This is a genomic window from Bradyrhizobium sp. 141 (genome assembly GCF_023074055.1).
Lineage (GTDB): Bacteria > Pseudomonadota > Alphaproteobacteria > Rhizobiales > Xanthobacteraceae > Bradyrhizobium.
On sequence record NZ_JADPKR010000019.1, the window covers coordinates 1 to 14,846 of the forward strand.

The following is a 14,846-nucleotide window of genomic DNA, read 5'->3' on the forward strand; positions in this document are numbered from 1 at the left end:
TGCTGTCCAATCCCATCCCAAACCTCCGTCCAGAGCCGGAGGCTTCTTCGCACGTTCATTCGAATTCTGAAGCAAGGGTATCGGCTTCGCGCTTACGATTCACAACGGTGAAAAAGCGGCTGTTGTCACAAAACAGAACCGATTTGGCCGAGCGCGGTACTGCCTGTCCAGGTCATTTTTATCTATCCAATGGTGCGAGAACAGAAGTAAATCGCCTCACCGGAGAGCGTAAGGATGATTGGAAGAAAGCGACGACAGAAGATCTCGCGTGAGCACAAGGCCTAGGAGGCCGCTTGTCAATCGGCGTTGGATCGGGAGCCTTATCGGCATCCATGCCGAAACACACACACACAGCATAAGCGGTTCGCCGCCGTTCTGCGTGGGCATTATGGCTACTATGGCAGGCCGCACGATTATCCAGCGCTCAACGGCTTCTACCGCGAAGTACGTCGGACCTGGCTGCGTTGTCTGAGACGGCGGAGCCAGAAAAGTCGGCGCATGGGCTGGTCCGAGTTCGACACCCTGACGGCAGCTTCCGTCTGCTCGTTCCACGCATCACTCGCACTTGGGCACAGGCGCGGATATGACGCGGGTTACCCCCGGGAAGAGCCGGGTGCGGGAAAGCCGCCCGCCCGGATCTGTGAGGGCAAAGCCGAATGGCCGAGCTACTCGACCACGATCATAAGACTAGGGCACGTTGACTGGCGGCAGGGACGCGGTCAGCCGCGGCACAAAACCATCTTGGTGCCGGCCGCGTGCTGCCAACACTATTATAAGCGCCACAAAAACGATCAGAAGTCCACGCATTCCGACGAATTCCCCGCCAACTCCATCGCAATTATGAAACGGCTGACACCTGATGCGCTTGCTCTAAGCTCGCCGCGAAATTGCCGCCGCGTTCAATGCAGGCTGTTAGGCTTGCAAAGTCGAAAAGATAAGCCCACTCAGTCGTCAAAAATCAATATTCCTTGTATTTCCGAGTAAGTCTGCGAACTGTCGGGTGGTCAGCTTGAAAAATGCACCGCGTGCGTATGATGTCCTTGTGGCGGTAAGACGTGGCCCGCTGCGATGCCGATCTCGCGATGCCAGCCCATGCACCGGTAAATTCCGGCGTAGGGAGCCGTGGCTCCTGGCTCATGATCCTGGTCAAATGGCTCGCTGTTAGACTCGCGCAGATAACGCCCGTTCTTATAGATCGCGATTCGTCATCTCTCAATCGGCTAGCTTAACGTTGCCTAAAGCCATCCATTCGGGCGCAGAGTTGATCTGAAAAGCTAGCTGAGCCCGCCTTCTGGCCTTCTGCGAGCGTGCTTGTTTATCTTTCGACAATGCGCCCCGCAGATTGCCGCCAGTGCGGAGGAGCCCGCGCCATCGCGAGAGCTATGGCCGCGATCGTATCGTGCGTTTTTTCATTGCCTGTGCAGCGTTAATGCGCCGAGTGCCTTTTGGCGCGGTAAAACATCGATTCGTTGAACGAGTAGAGTCGTGTTGGACGCTGAAGCGGCATGATCTTTCCCGATATCTTTCTGCGCATGACCAATTACTTTCGCATGGACGCTCTTGACCGTCATCTACTATCGCGGCAACGAGAGCCATTATAGATCGAGAGAAAGAATGATGGATGTGATTGATCAAGCGAACGGTTCGGAGTTGCCGCCCGTCTTGCAGAAGTCATCAAGACGCCTGCCGTGGGTTTTTGGATTTGTCGCCGTCTTCATCGGGCTATGCGTTGGGGGTGCATTTTACTGGCCCCATATCGACCGAATGATCGAGGCGTCAGCGGCACGTGAAGTCGTCCCAATGCCGGCGTTGTCACCTGAAGACAAGGCGGCCCTTTCGGAGATTCGGTCGGGGCAACAGGAGGTGAGCGAGGAGATTTCAGCGCTTAACCGCAACATCGATGCGCAGCAAGCCGATTTGAAACGGATGTTAGATCAAATCGCAGCCCTGACCTCAAGAATTGAGTCTCTGCAGAACATTGCTGCGCCTCTTCCTGCAGATATTCGTCCGCCAGCAGCCCAGGCCGCTTCAAAGCCGACTACGCCGACTAGAGCCACTCGCCCGCCTAAACCAGAAGGGCCGGTTTCCGTCGGGGGCGCGCCGCTGGTTCCCGAGCCGGAGACGGACCGCCGATGATCCAATCATGAAGCCTCGAGCCTGCCAGACATGGCGTCACTGAGAGGAAGCAAGTCGAACTAGGAGCGAAGATCGCGGTGCTCACGTTCGGTCCTCCCAGGCGCGTTCGGTGAGGAGGACGAGAATGCGGCTCGACCGGTCGAGTCCGAGATCGCTTGTATGGCTCGGGTCTGCTAGGGCAGCCATGGCACCCGCCAGGCCCGCTGCACCGGACGGCGTGGTGGCGAGGCCATCATGGGCGGAGAGTACGCGAACAGCATCCACTAATTCCGCCTCGGGCACGGTGATGGCCCGAGCGCCGTGACGCCTGAGCACCGCAACGGCGGGCGCACTCGCCTGGCCGCAGGAGAGCATCTCCGCGGATGTTCGGAGATCGCCCATCACCCGAATCGGGCGACCGGCCGCGAGCGCGGGCGCAAGACACGCGGCGGTTTCCGGCTCGACCGTCACGATGCATCCCGGAGGTGCCAGCCAGCCCGAGAAGCCCTCGGCGATGGCAGCGGCGAGTCCGCCGACACCAGCTTGTATAAAGACGTGTGTCGGACGCCCATGGCCGGCGAAATCCACCTGATCGCGGATTTCCGCCGCCGTGACGCCGTATCCCGCCATGACGTCGCAAACGATGGGGTCGTTCGGATCGTCGGTCGTGTCGGCGACAAGAATGCCGCCGCCTTGGCAGGCCGCGGCTGCGGCCGCATCAACTGCATTGTCGTAGGTGCCCGGCACCCACACGATCGCGGCACCCTGATTCTCGATGCGGCGCGCGCGCGCGTTCGGCACGCCCTCGTGCAGGAACACGCGGGCGGGCGCCCCGGCAAAGCGCGCGGCGGCAGCTACCGCGAGCCCGTGATTACCGTCACTGGCGCAGACCAGGGTCGGCTGCCCCTTAGGTCGGGCCGCGAGAAGGTCGGCCACCTGCATGCGCGAGGCCCGGGCGAGCGCGCGCAACCCGGCATAGGTGCCACCAAGCGACTTGAAGCTGCCGAGCATGCGGCGGCCCTCGTCTTTCGCTAGCACCTGCGCCACTCCGAGCCGCTCCGCCAGCGCCGGAAGGTTCAGGAGTGGCGTCGGCGCGTATGCGGGATCGAGGCCGCCAAGCTCGGCTGCGATCTCATTGACTGGTGAAGAAGAGGTGCTGTTCATGCGTTGATCTTGCCCGCTACAGGTGACGGCTGCTGCCGGAGCGTTGCACAGCAACTGTTTCCGCCGATCATAACCAGCTGTACCTGCGAGCACCACCCTCGACGACTTCGATCGCGCGCTTCTCGCGGAGGCCCTTTTCGTGCTCGCGTCCGCCTCCGCAAGTTTAAATTGCGCATCTGCGCAATGATCTGGGAGTTTTATCGGCAGGAAGTCTCTGCGAGCCGTAAGAAGTCTGTGAGCAGCACGTGCCATCGTTGCGTAAGTATGGATTCGGGGTGAAACGGCAGGCCGTAAGTTGGTTTATAACGATGTGCGAGAGCCATGACCTCGCCCTCTTCCGAACGCGCTGTCACCATGAGATCCCGCGAGCAGACCTCGTCGAACTCGACGACAAGAGAATGGTAGCGGCCGACGCAAAGTGGGGACGGGAGTCCTGTGAAGCGCCCCCGGCCGTCATGGGTAATATGCGAGGCCCGTCCATGCAGACCTGCGCGCACGACGCGTCCGCCGAAAACGCTCCAAATACACTGATGTCCGAGGCAGATGCCGGCGGTTCAAGGTCTGCCAATTCCTCTAAGTCCTCCAGAGGGAATGGCAGAGCGTTTTTGATGTCGGTAATGGATTGGATATTAGCTTCACGCAACATTTCGAAGCCGCGCCGAATGAGGTGAGGCGATTCATTTTCCACTTTGCCGTCAATGGTTCACCTTTGCGCCATCGGCGCCGTGCGTAATTCATCCATAAGCGCTTGGCCGACAAATCATCCAAGATGTCGAGCGACTTGCAGCGCATTATCATTGCACCGACCGAAACGCCCCATCTCTCCTTAAGACTGAGCATGCCCATCCAATGTTGGGGCGTATAGCTCGTCTAGGAAGTCACGCTCAGGAAGCAGCATAAAGCTTGCAAACTGGTCAGCATGCTTCTCCAAGATCTTATAAGTCGTGCGGTTGTTTAGATGCTCTTGTGTCACCTTCCGATGAAGTAAAACGTGTGCGAGTTCATGCAGTGCATCAAAGCGCTGTCTCGATGCGCTCGCCTTGTCTCGTGATAACATAATGAAGGGAATGCCAAACCGGTCAGACCATTGCGAAAAAGAATCCACCTTTTCCGCGCGAACGTGAATACAAGAAACAAGAATCCGCTTTCTTCAATCTACGTCATCTCCGGCGTAGCCAGCAACGTCTCGCGCTCGTCCTCAAGCTCGCGGACAGCGACCAGGCGTTCGTTCCAGCGCCGCTCCAGCTCGCCGGCAACAAGGCGATTGTTCGGATCGACAGCCTCGTATCGCCGACGAGCGCGAGTTGCCTCGTAGCGGGCCTGCTCCAGAGTCAACTCGAGCTGACGCAGCTTGTCGGCGTGTTCACGCCCGCGCGCTTCCATGGCTGCCAGCGCCGCCTGTACACCCAGCGGCTGCAGCCGCGCGATGACCTCCGCGCTGATCGCGCGATCCGCGCGCAGACCGCCGAATGAGATGCACGGATCTCCACCAGGGTTGGCGGCAATGATAGCGCCCGACAGTACTGTGCGTGCCGCTGTAGGCACGTCGACGATGGCAGGATCCGCTTGACCAACAATTGTGCTGAGGCATCGTCTTGGGAAGGCGCAACTGGACCTTCGCCGGCAGCCAGGTGGCGCTGACCGTGCCGCCATCATGCTGACGATGATTACGACCTGTCGCCTCAACGAAGTCGATCCCAAGGCCTGGCTCGCCGGCGTTCTCGCCCCTATCGCTGATCTTCCCGCATCACGTCTGCACGAACTGCTGCCCTGGGAATGGAAGCTCCCGCGCCAAGCCGCAGCCCGCCAGATCAGCAGGTCGCCTGCCCTTCACCAACGCTATCATAGAGCTCGCCATGCCGCGCGCATCGTCAATGAGGTCTTCGTCGTATGCGTACACCGCAGGTGCAGATCTCACTGCATCACTTCATGGATGTGAATGGTTGCCCGAGGCCTCTCATCGGAAGGGGGCCGCACTTCTTGGCTTGGACCAAATCCGGCCGGAGCATCGCGCTGCCGGTGCAACGACACTTAAGCCTAGGCGCATGGCACGGACGGCGACCGGCCATCCCCATACTGGAACACAAGGTGGTGCAACGGCAATTCTTGTGGGTCTGGAGTCGATTTACGAGACGCACGTCTCGCATGCCTGTACGGCGTCTGATCGGGACGATCGGTCCAGGCTCCCTGCACGACCCGCGCAACGGACTCATTGAGGAGCGCGGCTAACAGGAATTCGAAAACAAGCTCGTCTCAGTATCATCTTGGGGCCGGCCCTCGCGCAGGCAAGGCACCCTCCTGGCGCGGCATGTCTGAAGAGTACGGGCCTTCAGTTCGCCCATCCCGAACGACCGTCGCGGAGGTGCCGCGATATAACATCAGCACAGATTCCCGGGACGGCATCTCGACGGAGCGAGGTCGCGCCTGCGCCTCCGCCACAAGACCATTGAGCGTCTGATCCACGAGTGCGATGAAGCGTGGTGGACCGGACGCAAGGACTAGGCCATCTCCCGGAGCTGATCTCATGATGTAGCGTTCGTCGGAAATGGCGAGCGCATCGAGGGTTGCCTTGAGCGCGTCGCAGCTGATTGAAGTTAGGAGAAGCAGACGAGTTTGCGCTTCCTTTGCGGTAGAGACGTAAAGCACGAGCCCATCGTAATACCATTGAAGATTGTAGAGCTGAGTCAGATGGTCAAGGAACTCGCGCGGTGGCAGGTCCGGCATGTGCCCGCGAATCCGACCCTTCACCTCGGCGCTGATGGCGACTTTAATATTGAGGTTGTTGCCGAATTCCTGCAGGGCGGCAGAAAGCTCCTGATCCAGAACCGTATACCGGTAAGGGGTCGAGGGCAGCGACAGGGGAGCGCCGCGCGCGATCTGTATTCCGCCGGAAACGAAAACGGCGACACACAGAACTCCGTTCAAAACGTGCGGGATTATGGATCGGATGAGCATTCTTGGTTCTCTTTGACTTAAACTAACAGGAGTACGTTTGGTACGTGAACGCGAAACGTGATCTTTAGATGACGATGTGCGGGCGAACTCGTCAGCTTGTCGTCAGCTGGCCTGTCTAGGACATTAAGCCGCTAATCGGCTTGAACGGCTGGTCGTATCACATCTCGATGAGAGCGAGTCTTTCCATGATGATGTTAGGCGCTGCGCCGATTTCTCACAATCTAGAAGGCCTGTCCAAGGCCTGTTCGGCAACAGTGGTCGACGAGCAGGTCCAATTTCAGCAGAGTCTCTTGCAGGCGGCTTCGGTTCAAGACCTTGCGCCTCCAGTAACGGAAGCGGCGGCCGTTCCGCCGACTTCCGAGCTATCGCGTGCAACAACACAGGCGAGCCCGCTGGGCGATCGCATCCTCCAGAATCTTTCTGCGATGTATCCGGTCAATGCAGTTCCAAAAGGTGCGGAGACCGGGCCGGCGTCGGGGCCCCTTTTGCTGCAACCGGGCAAAGCGGAAGCAGGTGTGCCGGGCGCCCCCAGTGGCGCGGGTGACTTCGAGGCGATGTTGGCGAATCTGAAGGGTGTTTCTGACAGCGTCATCCAGGTAACACTCATTTCAAATGGCATCGGTAGCCTCGGTTCATCTCTGAACAAGCTGATATCGGCGGGCTGAGTGGGGCGAATGATTGGTTTAATCTATCGCGAAAGCGGTGAGGCGCGCCCATTCCGCAAGCGGCTTCAACTTCTGGCTCTGCTGCCGCTCCTGCTTGCCCTGGTTGGTTGCAAAGCCGATCTCTACACGAAAGTTCAAGAGCGTGAGGCCAATGAGATGCTTGCGGTCCTCCTCAAGAACGGGGTCGATGCGCTCCGCGTTGCTGCTAAGGACGGGACTATCACGATCCAGGTCGAGCAGACTCAGATTGCTTCCGCAATCGACCTGCTGAATGGCGAAGGGTTGCCGCGCCACGCTTTCAAGAGTCTCGGCGAAGTGTTCAGCGCGGCGGGTCTGATTGCTTCGCCAATCGAGGAGCGCGCCCGTTACGTCTATGCGCTGAGCGAGGAATTATCTCGCACGATCAGTGATATCGATGGTGTCCTCTCGGCGCGCGTCCACGTTGTTCTGCCAAAGAACGACCTGTTGCGACGTGACACCACGCCATCTTCGGCGTCGGTTTTCATCCGGCATGACTCGAGGGCAAATCTCTCAATCTTGCTGCCGCAGATTAAAATGCTCGTCGCCAACAGCATCGAGGGCTTATCCTATGACAAGGTGGCTGTTGTTTTCGTCTCAGTCGAGCGGCCCGCACTAGAGCCGCGACCGGCGGCTGCGGCTGGTTTCGCCCAAGCATCTGGAGTCATTTCAACGCCATTGGTTGCGGTTGGCATGGGTCTCGGCGGGTCTGTATTCGGCGTGCTATCCTGCGTCTTGCTGAGCGCTCGTGGGCGTCAGCGCAGGCAATCATCTCAGAAAGTTAGCGCTGTTGGTGGGCGCTCGGGTGTCTCTGCTATCGAGATGATTCGCAAAGCGACTAAGCCTAATGCGGCGTAGTGTGGTATCCGACATGACGAGACCGAATCCGTCTGCCGAGCGGCATGATCTGCTGAAATTAGCCTCTGTAGGTATTCGTAAGCTTGCTGCCACGATTCATCCGACCCGCCTTGCCGCGCGACTTGACGCGAACCTCTCGGCCGCGACGTTGGTGCGACTGCAGAAGAGTCCTAGGCTGCAGATAAGACTGCCAGCGTTGCTGCTTGAAGATGAAATGGGCTTGAACGGAAGTGACTTCGGGCCAGACCTTCTCCTCGGGCATGATCCGAGCAGGGCTGCCCTGCTCGCCGGCGGCATTTGGCATGCCCGTTCGCTGACAAGGCTGATTTCAAAGCACGATGTCGCCGTTCTGGTCGAGCGCGTCGGCACCGAGGTGCAGGCTTTCGGGATCCGACATGCAGCGCATGCGGTTTCGACCAGATTAATTGCTGATCCTCAACAACTCGCGCTAGAGATTGAAGACGATGGACATGCCTGCCTCGGCGCTTGGCTCGATGAAGCGCCAACGCTTGATTGCCGCCGCGTGCTTCTACGCCTAGCTGTCGGAACGGCCGCCGACAATCCTGCGACTGAACACCGCGATGCCGCGGGTCAATTGTTTTCGCCGGTGTTGGCCCAATTGGCGAGGGAGGCCCCAGCGGGATGACAGCCGACGAAACTGCGCCGCCCGTCGCTCCGCACATCCGCCCGCTTGGGCCACTCATAGCGGCGAGGGATCTCGAGATTTGGCAGAGCGCCCTCGAGGCGCGTGCCGTAGCCGAGCGCAATCTGAAGCGGGTTCGCGGCTGGGCGCGCAGAGCTTATCAGAAGGAGCGTGCGCGCGGCCATGCCGAGGGGGTGAGGGCCGGCGCCGAGGAAATGGCACAGCTGGTCGCGCAGGCTGCCTCGGAAGTGGCACGACGAAGGGTCCGTTTGGAGCAGGAACTGTCAGCGCTCGTGATGGACATCGTAACTGATCTATTGGGCGATTTCGATCCCGGCGAGATGTTGGTGAGGACGGTTCGTCACACGATTTCGCACAGATATGGCGGGGCGAAACTGTCCCTTCATGCGTCCCCCATGGATGCTGATGTGCTTACGCGCGAATTTGCTGCCTGCGACGGACGGGAGGACCGGCCGGCGGTCCGAATTATTCCGGATCCGGCGCTGTCAGCGAACGAATGCGTGCTGTGGAGCGAATTTGGCAATATCCATCTCGGACTTGACGCGCAGCTCCGCGCACTGCGTTTGGGCTTTGGGTTGGATCATGAGGCAGGCGAATAGTGACGGCGCCGAGACCAGACCATAGCTGTCCTGATGGAGATGGGACTCTGCACGCGGCGCTGGCTCGTCTGCGAACTACGGCAAGGCATGTGGACACGCGTGTCGTACGCGGGCGGATCACGCGGGCGATCGGCACGTTGATCCATGCAGTTTTGCCGGATGCTCGTATTGGAGAAGTTTGTGTGCTCAAGGATCCGCGCACGGGATGGTCGCTTGAGGCCGAGGTGATCGGTCTCTTGCAGGACGGCGTGTTGCTGACGCCGATCGGTGACCTGCAAGGCATGTCCGGCCGCGCAGAAGTCGTTGCCACTGGCCGAATGCACGAAGTGCCGGTCGGCCCCAATTTGCTTGGCCGGGTGATCGACAGCTTCGGCCGTCCCCTCGATGGCAAGGGCGCAGTCAAAGCTGTGGAGACGCGTCCGCTGCGCGGCAAAGCGCCAAATCCAATGACGAGGTGCATCATCGATCGCCCTCTGCCGCTCGGTGTTCGCGCCTTGGATGGTCTTCTGACATGCGGCGAAGGCCAGCGCATCGGCATTTATGGAGAGCCTGGTGGCGGCAAGTCGACGTTATTGTCGCAGATCGTAAAAGGCGCGGTCGCTGACGTGACCGTGGTTGCGCTGATAGGCGAGCGTGGACGCGAAGTGCGTGAATTCATCGAACGGCATCTCGGGGAGACAGCCCTCCGCCGCACGGTCGTCGTCGTTGAGACCTCCGATCGCTCAGCGACGGAGCGGGCGCAATGTGCTTATACGGCAACCGCGCTCGCCGAATATTTTCGCGAACAAGGGCTGCGCGTCGTTCTGATGATGGATTCATTGACGCGATTTAGCCGCGCTATGCGCGAGATCGGGCTTGCTGCCGGTGAGCCACCGACCCGCCGGGGCTTTCCTCCCTCTGTCTTTGCAATGTTGCCAGGTTTGCTGGAGCGCGCTGGTATGAGTGAGCGTGGCTCAATCACGGCCTTCTATACCGTGCTTGTGGAAGGTGACGGCACGGGCGATCCAATCGCCGAGGAAACGCGTGGCATTCTCGATGGTCATATCGTTCTTTCACGCTCTCTCGCGGCGCGGGCGCATTTCCCCGCCATCGATGTACTGTCGAGCCGCAGCCGCGTCATGGATGCCGTCGTATCTGCACCGCATCGCAAGGCAGCATCCCTCTTCCGTGATCTTATCTCCCGTCATGCAGAGGCCGAATTTTTGATCAAGGTTGGCGAATACAAGCAAGGCAGCGATCCGCTGACGGACCGAGCTGTCGCTTCGATCGATGATCTGCGCGAGTTTTTACGCCAAGGTGAAAACGATGCGTCCACTTTTGAGGAAACCGTCACATGGATGTGCCGTCTGACCGCATGAGTTGCATACACGTTTCGAGCTTGCGGCAAGTGAAGGATATGCGCGAGCGTAGTGCTCGTAGTGAGTTGTCCAATATGGAAGCCAAGCGTCATATCGCGACCTTGGCCGCGGAGCACGCATGGCAGGAACTTGCAATTGCTGAAAAGCATCATACAGAGGCCCAGGCGGAGGTTTACCAACAATTGATGTCGGTCGGTACCTTGTCCGTCGTTGAGCTCGATCATTGCCAGCTCACCCTTGAGAGGCTCGCGATTGAGATCACCTCGAAACGCCGCACACTTGAGGAGGCGCGTATCGCTCAGAAGCAGGCCGAGACAGCGGCATCCGAGAGGCGTGCGCACTGGGCGAAGCGTTCCGCAGCGACTCATAAATGGCGACAGATCGAGACCGACGTCCGGCGTGCGGCCGATACCCATTCGGAAATAACAGCCGAGCTAGAGGCTGATGATGAAGTCTTGCTTCGCCATGGGAGGGGTTTGCCCGCGCCGGTGGCGGGCGGTTCAATTTGATGACCGCTAGTCCAGTTGGGAAGCAAATGCGCTGCCCTGTACAGCCGCCTCCTGCAACTCGCGCGGACGCATACGTGAGGTACGAGCCGGGCCAGAGTCTAACGCAGAGTCTCGTCTCGTGGCTCAACAGAAACGTGCGGCCCTCCGCCTCTTTGCGGAGTAATCTTTGTGACAAGCCGCTATCGGTGCGACTGGAACGAGTTGTGTGGCAGGGGGAGCCTCCGGCTCTGTCGATGCTCGATTGCGCTTGGGGCCTCGGCGATGATGCGCTCGTGTTGTCGATGCCGCATGCGCTTGCCGAGGCCTTGATCTCGACAGTACAGAGTGGCCTAGTTCTACTTTCCGAGCCAAGTCGTTCGCTGGTTCTCGAACTTGCACTTGAACCGTTGCTCGCGCGCCTGGAGACTGAGACAGAGCAGCAACTGCGACTCCTTCATGTTGGAAAGGCCGAGAAGAACGGGCCTTATATCGAACTCGACATCATCTACGGTCCGGTCAGTGGCAAAGGTCGCCTATTTCTTTTCTCGCCTCTTGATGGACCGATACCGCCGGCGTTCCGCGCCTTAGGCGAGCTGCTCGGCCAATTGCCGCGACAGTTGTGTGAGGTCTCCGCACAGTTACCCGTTACAGTTGCAGGAGAGATCGGTTCCCTCCGGGCGTCAGCCTCGCTTCTTCGCAAAACGCGTAAGGGCGACGCTTTGTTGCCGGATGTAATGCCATTCGCCCGCGGTCAGATCATCCTCACTGCGGGCCGGTTATGGACCGCGGCAGATGTCACTGGCAACCGCCTGATCCTGCACGGACCGTTTCGCTTGCGGCCGCGCCCTCTGGAGTATGCGCATATGACGACACTACCCGGTTCACAGCAGCCGCCTTCGGAAGCCGATCTCGACGATATTGAGATTTCGCTTGTCTTCGAATGCGGCCGCTGGCCCATCACGCTGGGAGCCTTGAGAAGCATCAGCGAAGGATATGTATTCGAACTTGGCCGGCCGGTCGATGGCCCGGTCGATATCCTTGCAAACGGCGTACGTATCGGCAGTGGTGACATAGTACGTATTGGGGACGAGCTCGGCGTTAGACTGCGTGGCGGGTTAGCGGGCAATGACTAACATTGAACCAGCAATACTGCCGCTTCTTGCGGTCACGGCCGCGCTCGGCTTGTTGGTCTTCGCTGTCGTCACGACGACGGCGTTCGTAAAGGTATCTGTCGTTCTCTTCCTCGTTCGCAATGCGCTTGGGACCCAGTCGATTCCACCGAACATCGTTCTATACGGCGCAGCATTGATGCTCACCGCCTTCACGAGCGCCCCCGTCTTTGAGCAGAGCTACAATCGAGTCGCCGATCTTCAGCTCCGCTATCAAACGCTCGAGGATTGGGTAGCCGCTGCGAAAGAGGGGCAGGAGCCGCTGCGAGGCTATCTCAAGAACTTCACCAATGAAGAACAGCGAGGCTTCTTCCTGTCCTCGACCGAACGTGTCTGGCCGGAAGAGATGCGCGGCAGAGCCACAGCCGATGATTTTGTCATTCTCGTCCCATCTTTTCTAATCTCAGAACTCAAGCGTGCCTTCGAAATCGGGTTTTTACTATACCTTCCGTTTATCACTATCGATTTGATCGTAACGACCATTCTGATGGCCATGGGCATGTCAATGGTGTCTCCGACAGTGATCTCAGTTCCTTTCAAACTATTTCTATTCGTGGCGATTGACGGCTGGTCGCGGCTTATGCACGGGCTAGTGCTGAGCTATACAACACCTGGAGGGTGAGCATGGATGAGGCCACTATTCTCCCTTATATGAGCCGATCACTGGTGCTTTTCATGACCTGGGTTCTGCCTCCGCTCATTGCAGCGGCGGTCGCCGAAACCGTCATCGGCATCATCCAGGCGGCAACGCAGATCCAGGATCAGACATTGCCACTGACTGTGAAGCTTTTGGTCATTGTTGGGATTATAGCTTTGTTTTCTCCGGTGCTCAGCGTCCCGCTCATCGAACAAGCCAAGCAGATCTTCACTGATTTTCCCGCGCTCACGACGGGCTACTAGCAGCGCCGGCATGTATGATCTGTCAACCACTGGCACGCAAAGTCTGATCCAGGCGACCATCGATCTCGTCGTTGCTGCCAGCCTTGGTGCGGCCCGCCCCGTGGGCATTATGCTGGTGCTTCCCGTATTTACGCGTCCGCAGATCGGGGGCCTGATCCGCGGTTGCCTGGCCGTTGCGCTCGAACTACCATACTTGGCGCACATCGCCGATCGCCTGAAGGAGCTAGATCCGGACACCCGTCTGCTCAAGATCCCGCTACTCGGTCTTAAGGAGACGTGTGTCGGCCTGCTGATCGGCGCCCTGCTCAGTATTCCCCTCTGGAGTCTTCAGGCCGTCGGCGAGTTCATCGACGCGCAAAGGGGCATCAGCAGCGTGGTCACTCCCGCCGATCCCGCGACACGCAGTCAGGCTTCGGCGACGGGACTGCTTATCGGTACCACCGCGATCACCATCTTCGTCGTATCGGGCGGCCTGCAAACCATGATCAGCGGACTTTACGGCAGCTATCTGGTTTGGCCGGCTTATCAGCTTGGACCCACGCTGAGCATGCAAGGGACACTGGAGTTGTGGGGCGTGCTCGACAGCATCATACGTACCGCCGTCCTGGTCTCTGGACCGGTGGTAGCTTTCCTCTTGCTGGCCGACATATCAGCGCTCCTGCTCGGGCGCTTTGCGCCGCAATTCAACCCGCGGGACCTATCTTTGACGATCAAGAATATAGGCTTTGCGATCGTCATGGTCACTTATACGATCTATCTCATCGAATACATGCAATCCGAAATCATTCAGTCGAGCCGAGAGCTGGAGAGGCTTGAAAGGAAACTGAAGTGAGCGACACGAGCGAAGAGAAAACGCTCGCCCCCACTGAAAAGAAGCTAAGCGATTCGCGCAAGAAAGGCGTGGTTCCGCATAGCACGGATCTAGTCAGGGCCTTCAGCGCTTGCGCCGGTCTCGGCTATCTCTGGATAGAAGCGAGTTCCATCTACGACAAATGTCGTGAAGCGCTCATGCTGGCTGACAAGCTGCTTGATAAGCCGTTCAATATTGCGGTCGATCTTGCGCTCGGCGTCTTGCCCGAACTTGCACTGAGAATTGTTGGCCCGCTTCTTGGGAGTATGGTCACCTGCGCAATTCTGACGACGGTCCTGGCCAATGGTGGATTAGTGTTCTCCTCGGAGCCGATGACGCCGAAATTCGAGAACATTGATCCCATCAACGGACTGAAGCGCATCGCTTCTTTGCGTTCCCTCATCGAGCTTGGCAAGACCTTGTTCAAGGTCTTCTGCCTCGGCGCGATCTTTCTCCTCGTCGTTGTCGGCGCGTGGAAGACACTGGTCTATCTGCCGGTTTGCGGCACGGGCTGCTTCGAGTTCGTGTTCATTCAAGTGAAACTGTTGATCGGGATTGCAAGTGGTGCATTTCTGATCGGCGGATTGGTCGATCTCCTCGTCCAGCGCTGGTTGTTTTTGCGCGGCATGCGCATGACTAAGAGCGATATGAAGCGCGAGGACAAGGAGCAGCAAGGCAGTCCGGAGGTGAAACGCGAACACCGACGCCTTCGGCGGGAGCAGGCGAGCGAGTCTCCACTCGGCGTGCGTCGCGCGACATTGATCTTGACTGGACGCGAGCTGCTGGTCGGGGTACGCTACATCCGTGGCGAAACGGGCGTCCCGGTCCTGGTTTGCCGCGGCGATGGCGAGGCGGCTTCACGGCTCTTTGATGAAGCGAGGCGCCTTCGTCTCAGTATCGTCGATGATCACGTCCTGGTCCGTGAGCTAATCCGCAACACTAGCCTTGGCAATTCCATTCCTGTCCAGTATTTCGAGGCTGTCGCAAAAGCTCTCCTTGCCGCCGGCCAAGTCTAGTTCGTGTTGTGAATGAGGTCGCATCGA

General features: G+C 58.9%; 16 protein-coding genes and 2 pseudogenes. 14 read left to right on the forward strand and 4 right to left on the reverse strand.

Translation table 11 applies throughout. The annotated features are described in order from the left end of the window. Positions 1-272 (forward strand): hypothetical protein (locus tag IVA81_RS06490; RefSeq protein ID WP_247313938.1); only part of this gene is annotated, 272 nt, incomplete at its 5' end. 1,288 nt (positions 273-1,560) lie between these two features. Then, entirely contained in the window at positions 1,561-2,136 is a 576-nt protein-coding gene (locus tag IVA81_RS06495; protein ID WP_247313940.1) for a hypothetical protein, read from the forward strand. Between the two features lie 81 nt (positions 2,137-2,217). Here IVA81_RS06495 and IVA81_RS06500 read toward each other — a convergent pair whose 3' ends face one another. From IVA81_RS06500 to IVA81_RS06510, 3 genes and pseudogenes are all read right to left on the reverse strand, one after another. Next, positions 2,218-3,279: a pyridoxal-phosphate dependent enzyme gene (locus IVA81_RS06500; protein ID WP_247313943.1), complete on the reverse strand. Its 1,062-nt coding sequence runs from the start codon at positions 3,277-3,279 to the stop codon at positions 2,218-2,220. Positions 3,280-3,476: 197 nt separating this feature from the next. Continuing rightward, positions 3,477-3,827, reverse strand: a pseudogene (locus tag IVA81_RS06505) (aminodeoxychorismate/anthranilate synthase component II); the annotation flags it as partial. Positions 3,828-4,434: 607 nt separating this feature from the next. Beyond that, positions 4,435-4,824, reverse strand: coding sequence for an ATP-binding protein (locus IVA81_RS06510; protein ID WP_247313945.1), 390 nt, complete (start codon positions 4,822-4,824; stop codon positions 4,435-4,437). On the opposite strand from IVA81_RS06510, the pseudogene IVA81_RS06515 reads away from it, so the two are divergent. Continuing rightward, a pseudogene (locus IVA81_RS06515) lies at positions 4,819-5,083 on the forward strand (transposase domain-containing protein); the annotation flags it as partial. The gene IVA81_RS06510 and the pseudogene IVA81_RS06515 overlap by 6 nt on opposite strands. A gap of 455 nt (positions 5,084-5,538) precedes the next feature. Here the strand turns inward: IVA81_RS06515 and IVA81_RS06520 are convergent. Beyond that, on the reverse strand, positions 5,539-6,234 hold the full coding sequence (locus IVA81_RS06520; protein ID WP_247313947.1) for a nodulation protein NolW: 696 nt from the start codon (positions 6,232-6,234) through the stop codon (positions 5,539-5,541). A gap of 185 nt (positions 6,235-6,419) precedes the next feature. Between IVA81_RS06520 and IVA81_RS06525 the strand changes: the two genes are divergently transcribed. The 11 genes from IVA81_RS06525 to IVA81_RS06575 all read left to right on the forward strand — a co-directional run bounded on the left by IVA81_RS06525 (position 6,420) and on the right by IVA81_RS06575 (position 14,819). Beyond that, on the forward strand, positions 6,420-6,899 hold the full coding sequence (locus IVA81_RS06525) for a nodulation protein NolB (RefSeq protein ID WP_247313949.1): 480 nt from the start codon (positions 6,420-6,422) through the stop codon (positions 6,897-6,899). 9 nt (positions 6,900-6,908) lie between these two features. After that, a complete protein-coding gene (sctJ, locus tag IVA81_RS06530) occupies positions 6,909-7,775 on the forward strand; it encodes a type III secretion inner membrane ring lipoprotein SctJ (protein WP_247313951.1) in 867 nt (288 codons plus the stop codon). Between the two features lie 13 nt (positions 7,776-7,788). After that, positions 7,789-8,421: a nodulation protein NolU gene (locus IVA81_RS06535; protein WP_247313953.1), complete on the forward strand. Its 633-nt coding sequence runs from the start codon at positions 7,789-7,791 to the stop codon at positions 8,419-8,421. Continuing rightward, positions 8,418-9,038, forward strand: a complete 621-nt coding sequence (gene sctL / locus IVA81_RS06540; protein WP_247313955.1) for a type III secretion system stator protein SctL — start codon at positions 8,418-8,420, stop codon at positions 9,036-9,038. The genes IVA81_RS06535 and sctL overlap by 4 nt, the downstream gene beginning before the upstream one ends. A gap of 89 nt (positions 9,039-9,127) precedes the next feature. Next, on the forward strand, positions 9,128-10,396 hold the full coding sequence (gene sctN / locus IVA81_RS06545; RefSeq protein ID WP_276578594.1) for a type III secretion system ATPase SctN: 1,269 nt from the start codon (positions 9,128-9,130) through the stop codon (positions 10,394-10,396). Further along, positions 10,372-10,905, forward strand: coding sequence for a hypothetical protein (locus tag IVA81_RS06550; protein ID WP_247313957.1), 534 nt, complete (start codon positions 10,372-10,374; stop codon positions 10,903-10,905). Before sctN ends, IVA81_RS06550 begins: the two co-directional genes overlap by 25 nt. Positions 10,906-11,138: 233 nt before the next feature. Then, the gene (gene sctQ, locus IVA81_RS06555; protein WP_346659146.1) at positions 11,139-12,017 is read left to right on the forward strand and encodes a type III secretion system cytoplasmic ring protein SctQ; all 879 of its coding nucleotides are present in this window, start codon (positions 11,139-11,141) and stop codon (positions 12,015-12,017) included. Next, positions 12,010-12,675: a type III secretion system export apparatus subunit SctR gene (gene sctR, locus IVA81_RS06560; RefSeq protein WP_247313961.1), complete on the forward strand. Its 666-nt coding sequence runs from the start codon at positions 12,010-12,012 to the stop codon at positions 12,673-12,675. The genes sctQ and sctR overlap by 8 nt, the downstream gene beginning before the upstream one ends. 2 nt (positions 12,676-12,677) lie before the next feature. Then, positions 12,678-12,953 (forward strand): flagellar biosynthetic protein FliQ, encoded by a 276-nt coding sequence (locus IVA81_RS06565; RefSeq protein WP_247313963.1) that lies wholly within the window; start codon positions 12,678-12,680, stop codon positions 12,951-12,953. A gap of 10 nt (positions 12,954-12,963) precedes the next feature. Further along, complete coding sequence (sctT, locus tag IVA81_RS06570) at positions 12,964-13,785, forward strand: type III secretion system export apparatus subunit SctT (protein WP_247313966.1); 822 nt, start codon at positions 12,964-12,966, stop codon at positions 13,783-13,785. Further along, a complete protein-coding gene (locus IVA81_RS06575; RefSeq protein WP_247313967.1) occupies positions 13,782-14,819 on the forward strand; it encodes an EscU/YscU/HrcU family type III secretion system export apparatus switch protein in 1,038 nt (345 codons plus the stop codon). The genes sctT and IVA81_RS06575 overlap by 4 nt, the downstream gene beginning before the upstream one ends. The last annotated feature ends 27 nt before the right edge of the window (positions 14,820-14,846 follow it).

Coding starts and splice junctions, on each gene's coding strand:
- sctJ (WP_247313951.1), top strand. CDS start 6,909: ATGATTGGTTTAATCTATCGCGAAAGCGGTGAGGCGCGCCCATTCCGC.
- sctT (WP_247313966.1), top strand. CDS start 12,964: ATGTATGATCTGTCAACCACTGGCACGCAAAGTCTGATCCAGGCGACC.
- IVA81_RS06525 (WP_247313949.1), top strand. CDS start 6,420: ATGATGATGTTAGGCGCTGCGCCGATTTCTCACAATCTAGAAGGCCTG.
- IVA81_RS06550 (WP_247313957.1), top strand. CDS start 10,372: ATGGATGTGCCGTCTGACCGCATGAGTTGCATACACGTTTCGAGCTTG.
- sctQ (WP_346659146.1), top strand. CDS start 11,139: ATGCTCGATTGCGCTTGGGGCCTCGGCGATGATGCGCTCGTGTTGTCG.
- IVA81_RS06535 (WP_247313953.1), top strand. CDS start 7,789: ATGACGAGACCGAATCCGTCTGCCGAGCGGCATGATCTGCTGAAATTA.
- IVA81_RS06565 (WP_247313963.1), top strand. CDS start 12,678: ATGGATGAGGCCACTATTCTCCCTTATATGAGCCGATCACTGGTGCTT.
- IVA81_RS06500 (WP_247313943.1), bottom strand. CDS start 3,279: ATGAACAGCACCTCTTCTTCACCAGTCAATGAGATCGCAGCCGAGCTT.
- sctR (WP_247313961.1), top strand. CDS start 12,010: ATGACTAACATTGAACCAGCAATACTGCCGCTTCTTGCGGTCACGGCC.
- sctL (WP_247313955.1), top strand. CDS start 8,418: ATGACAGCCGACGAAACTGCGCCGCCCGTCGCTCCGCACATCCGCCCG.
- IVA81_RS06520 (WP_247313947.1), bottom strand. CDS start 6,234: ATGCTCATCCGATCCATAATCCCGCACGTTTTGAACGGAGTTCTGTGT.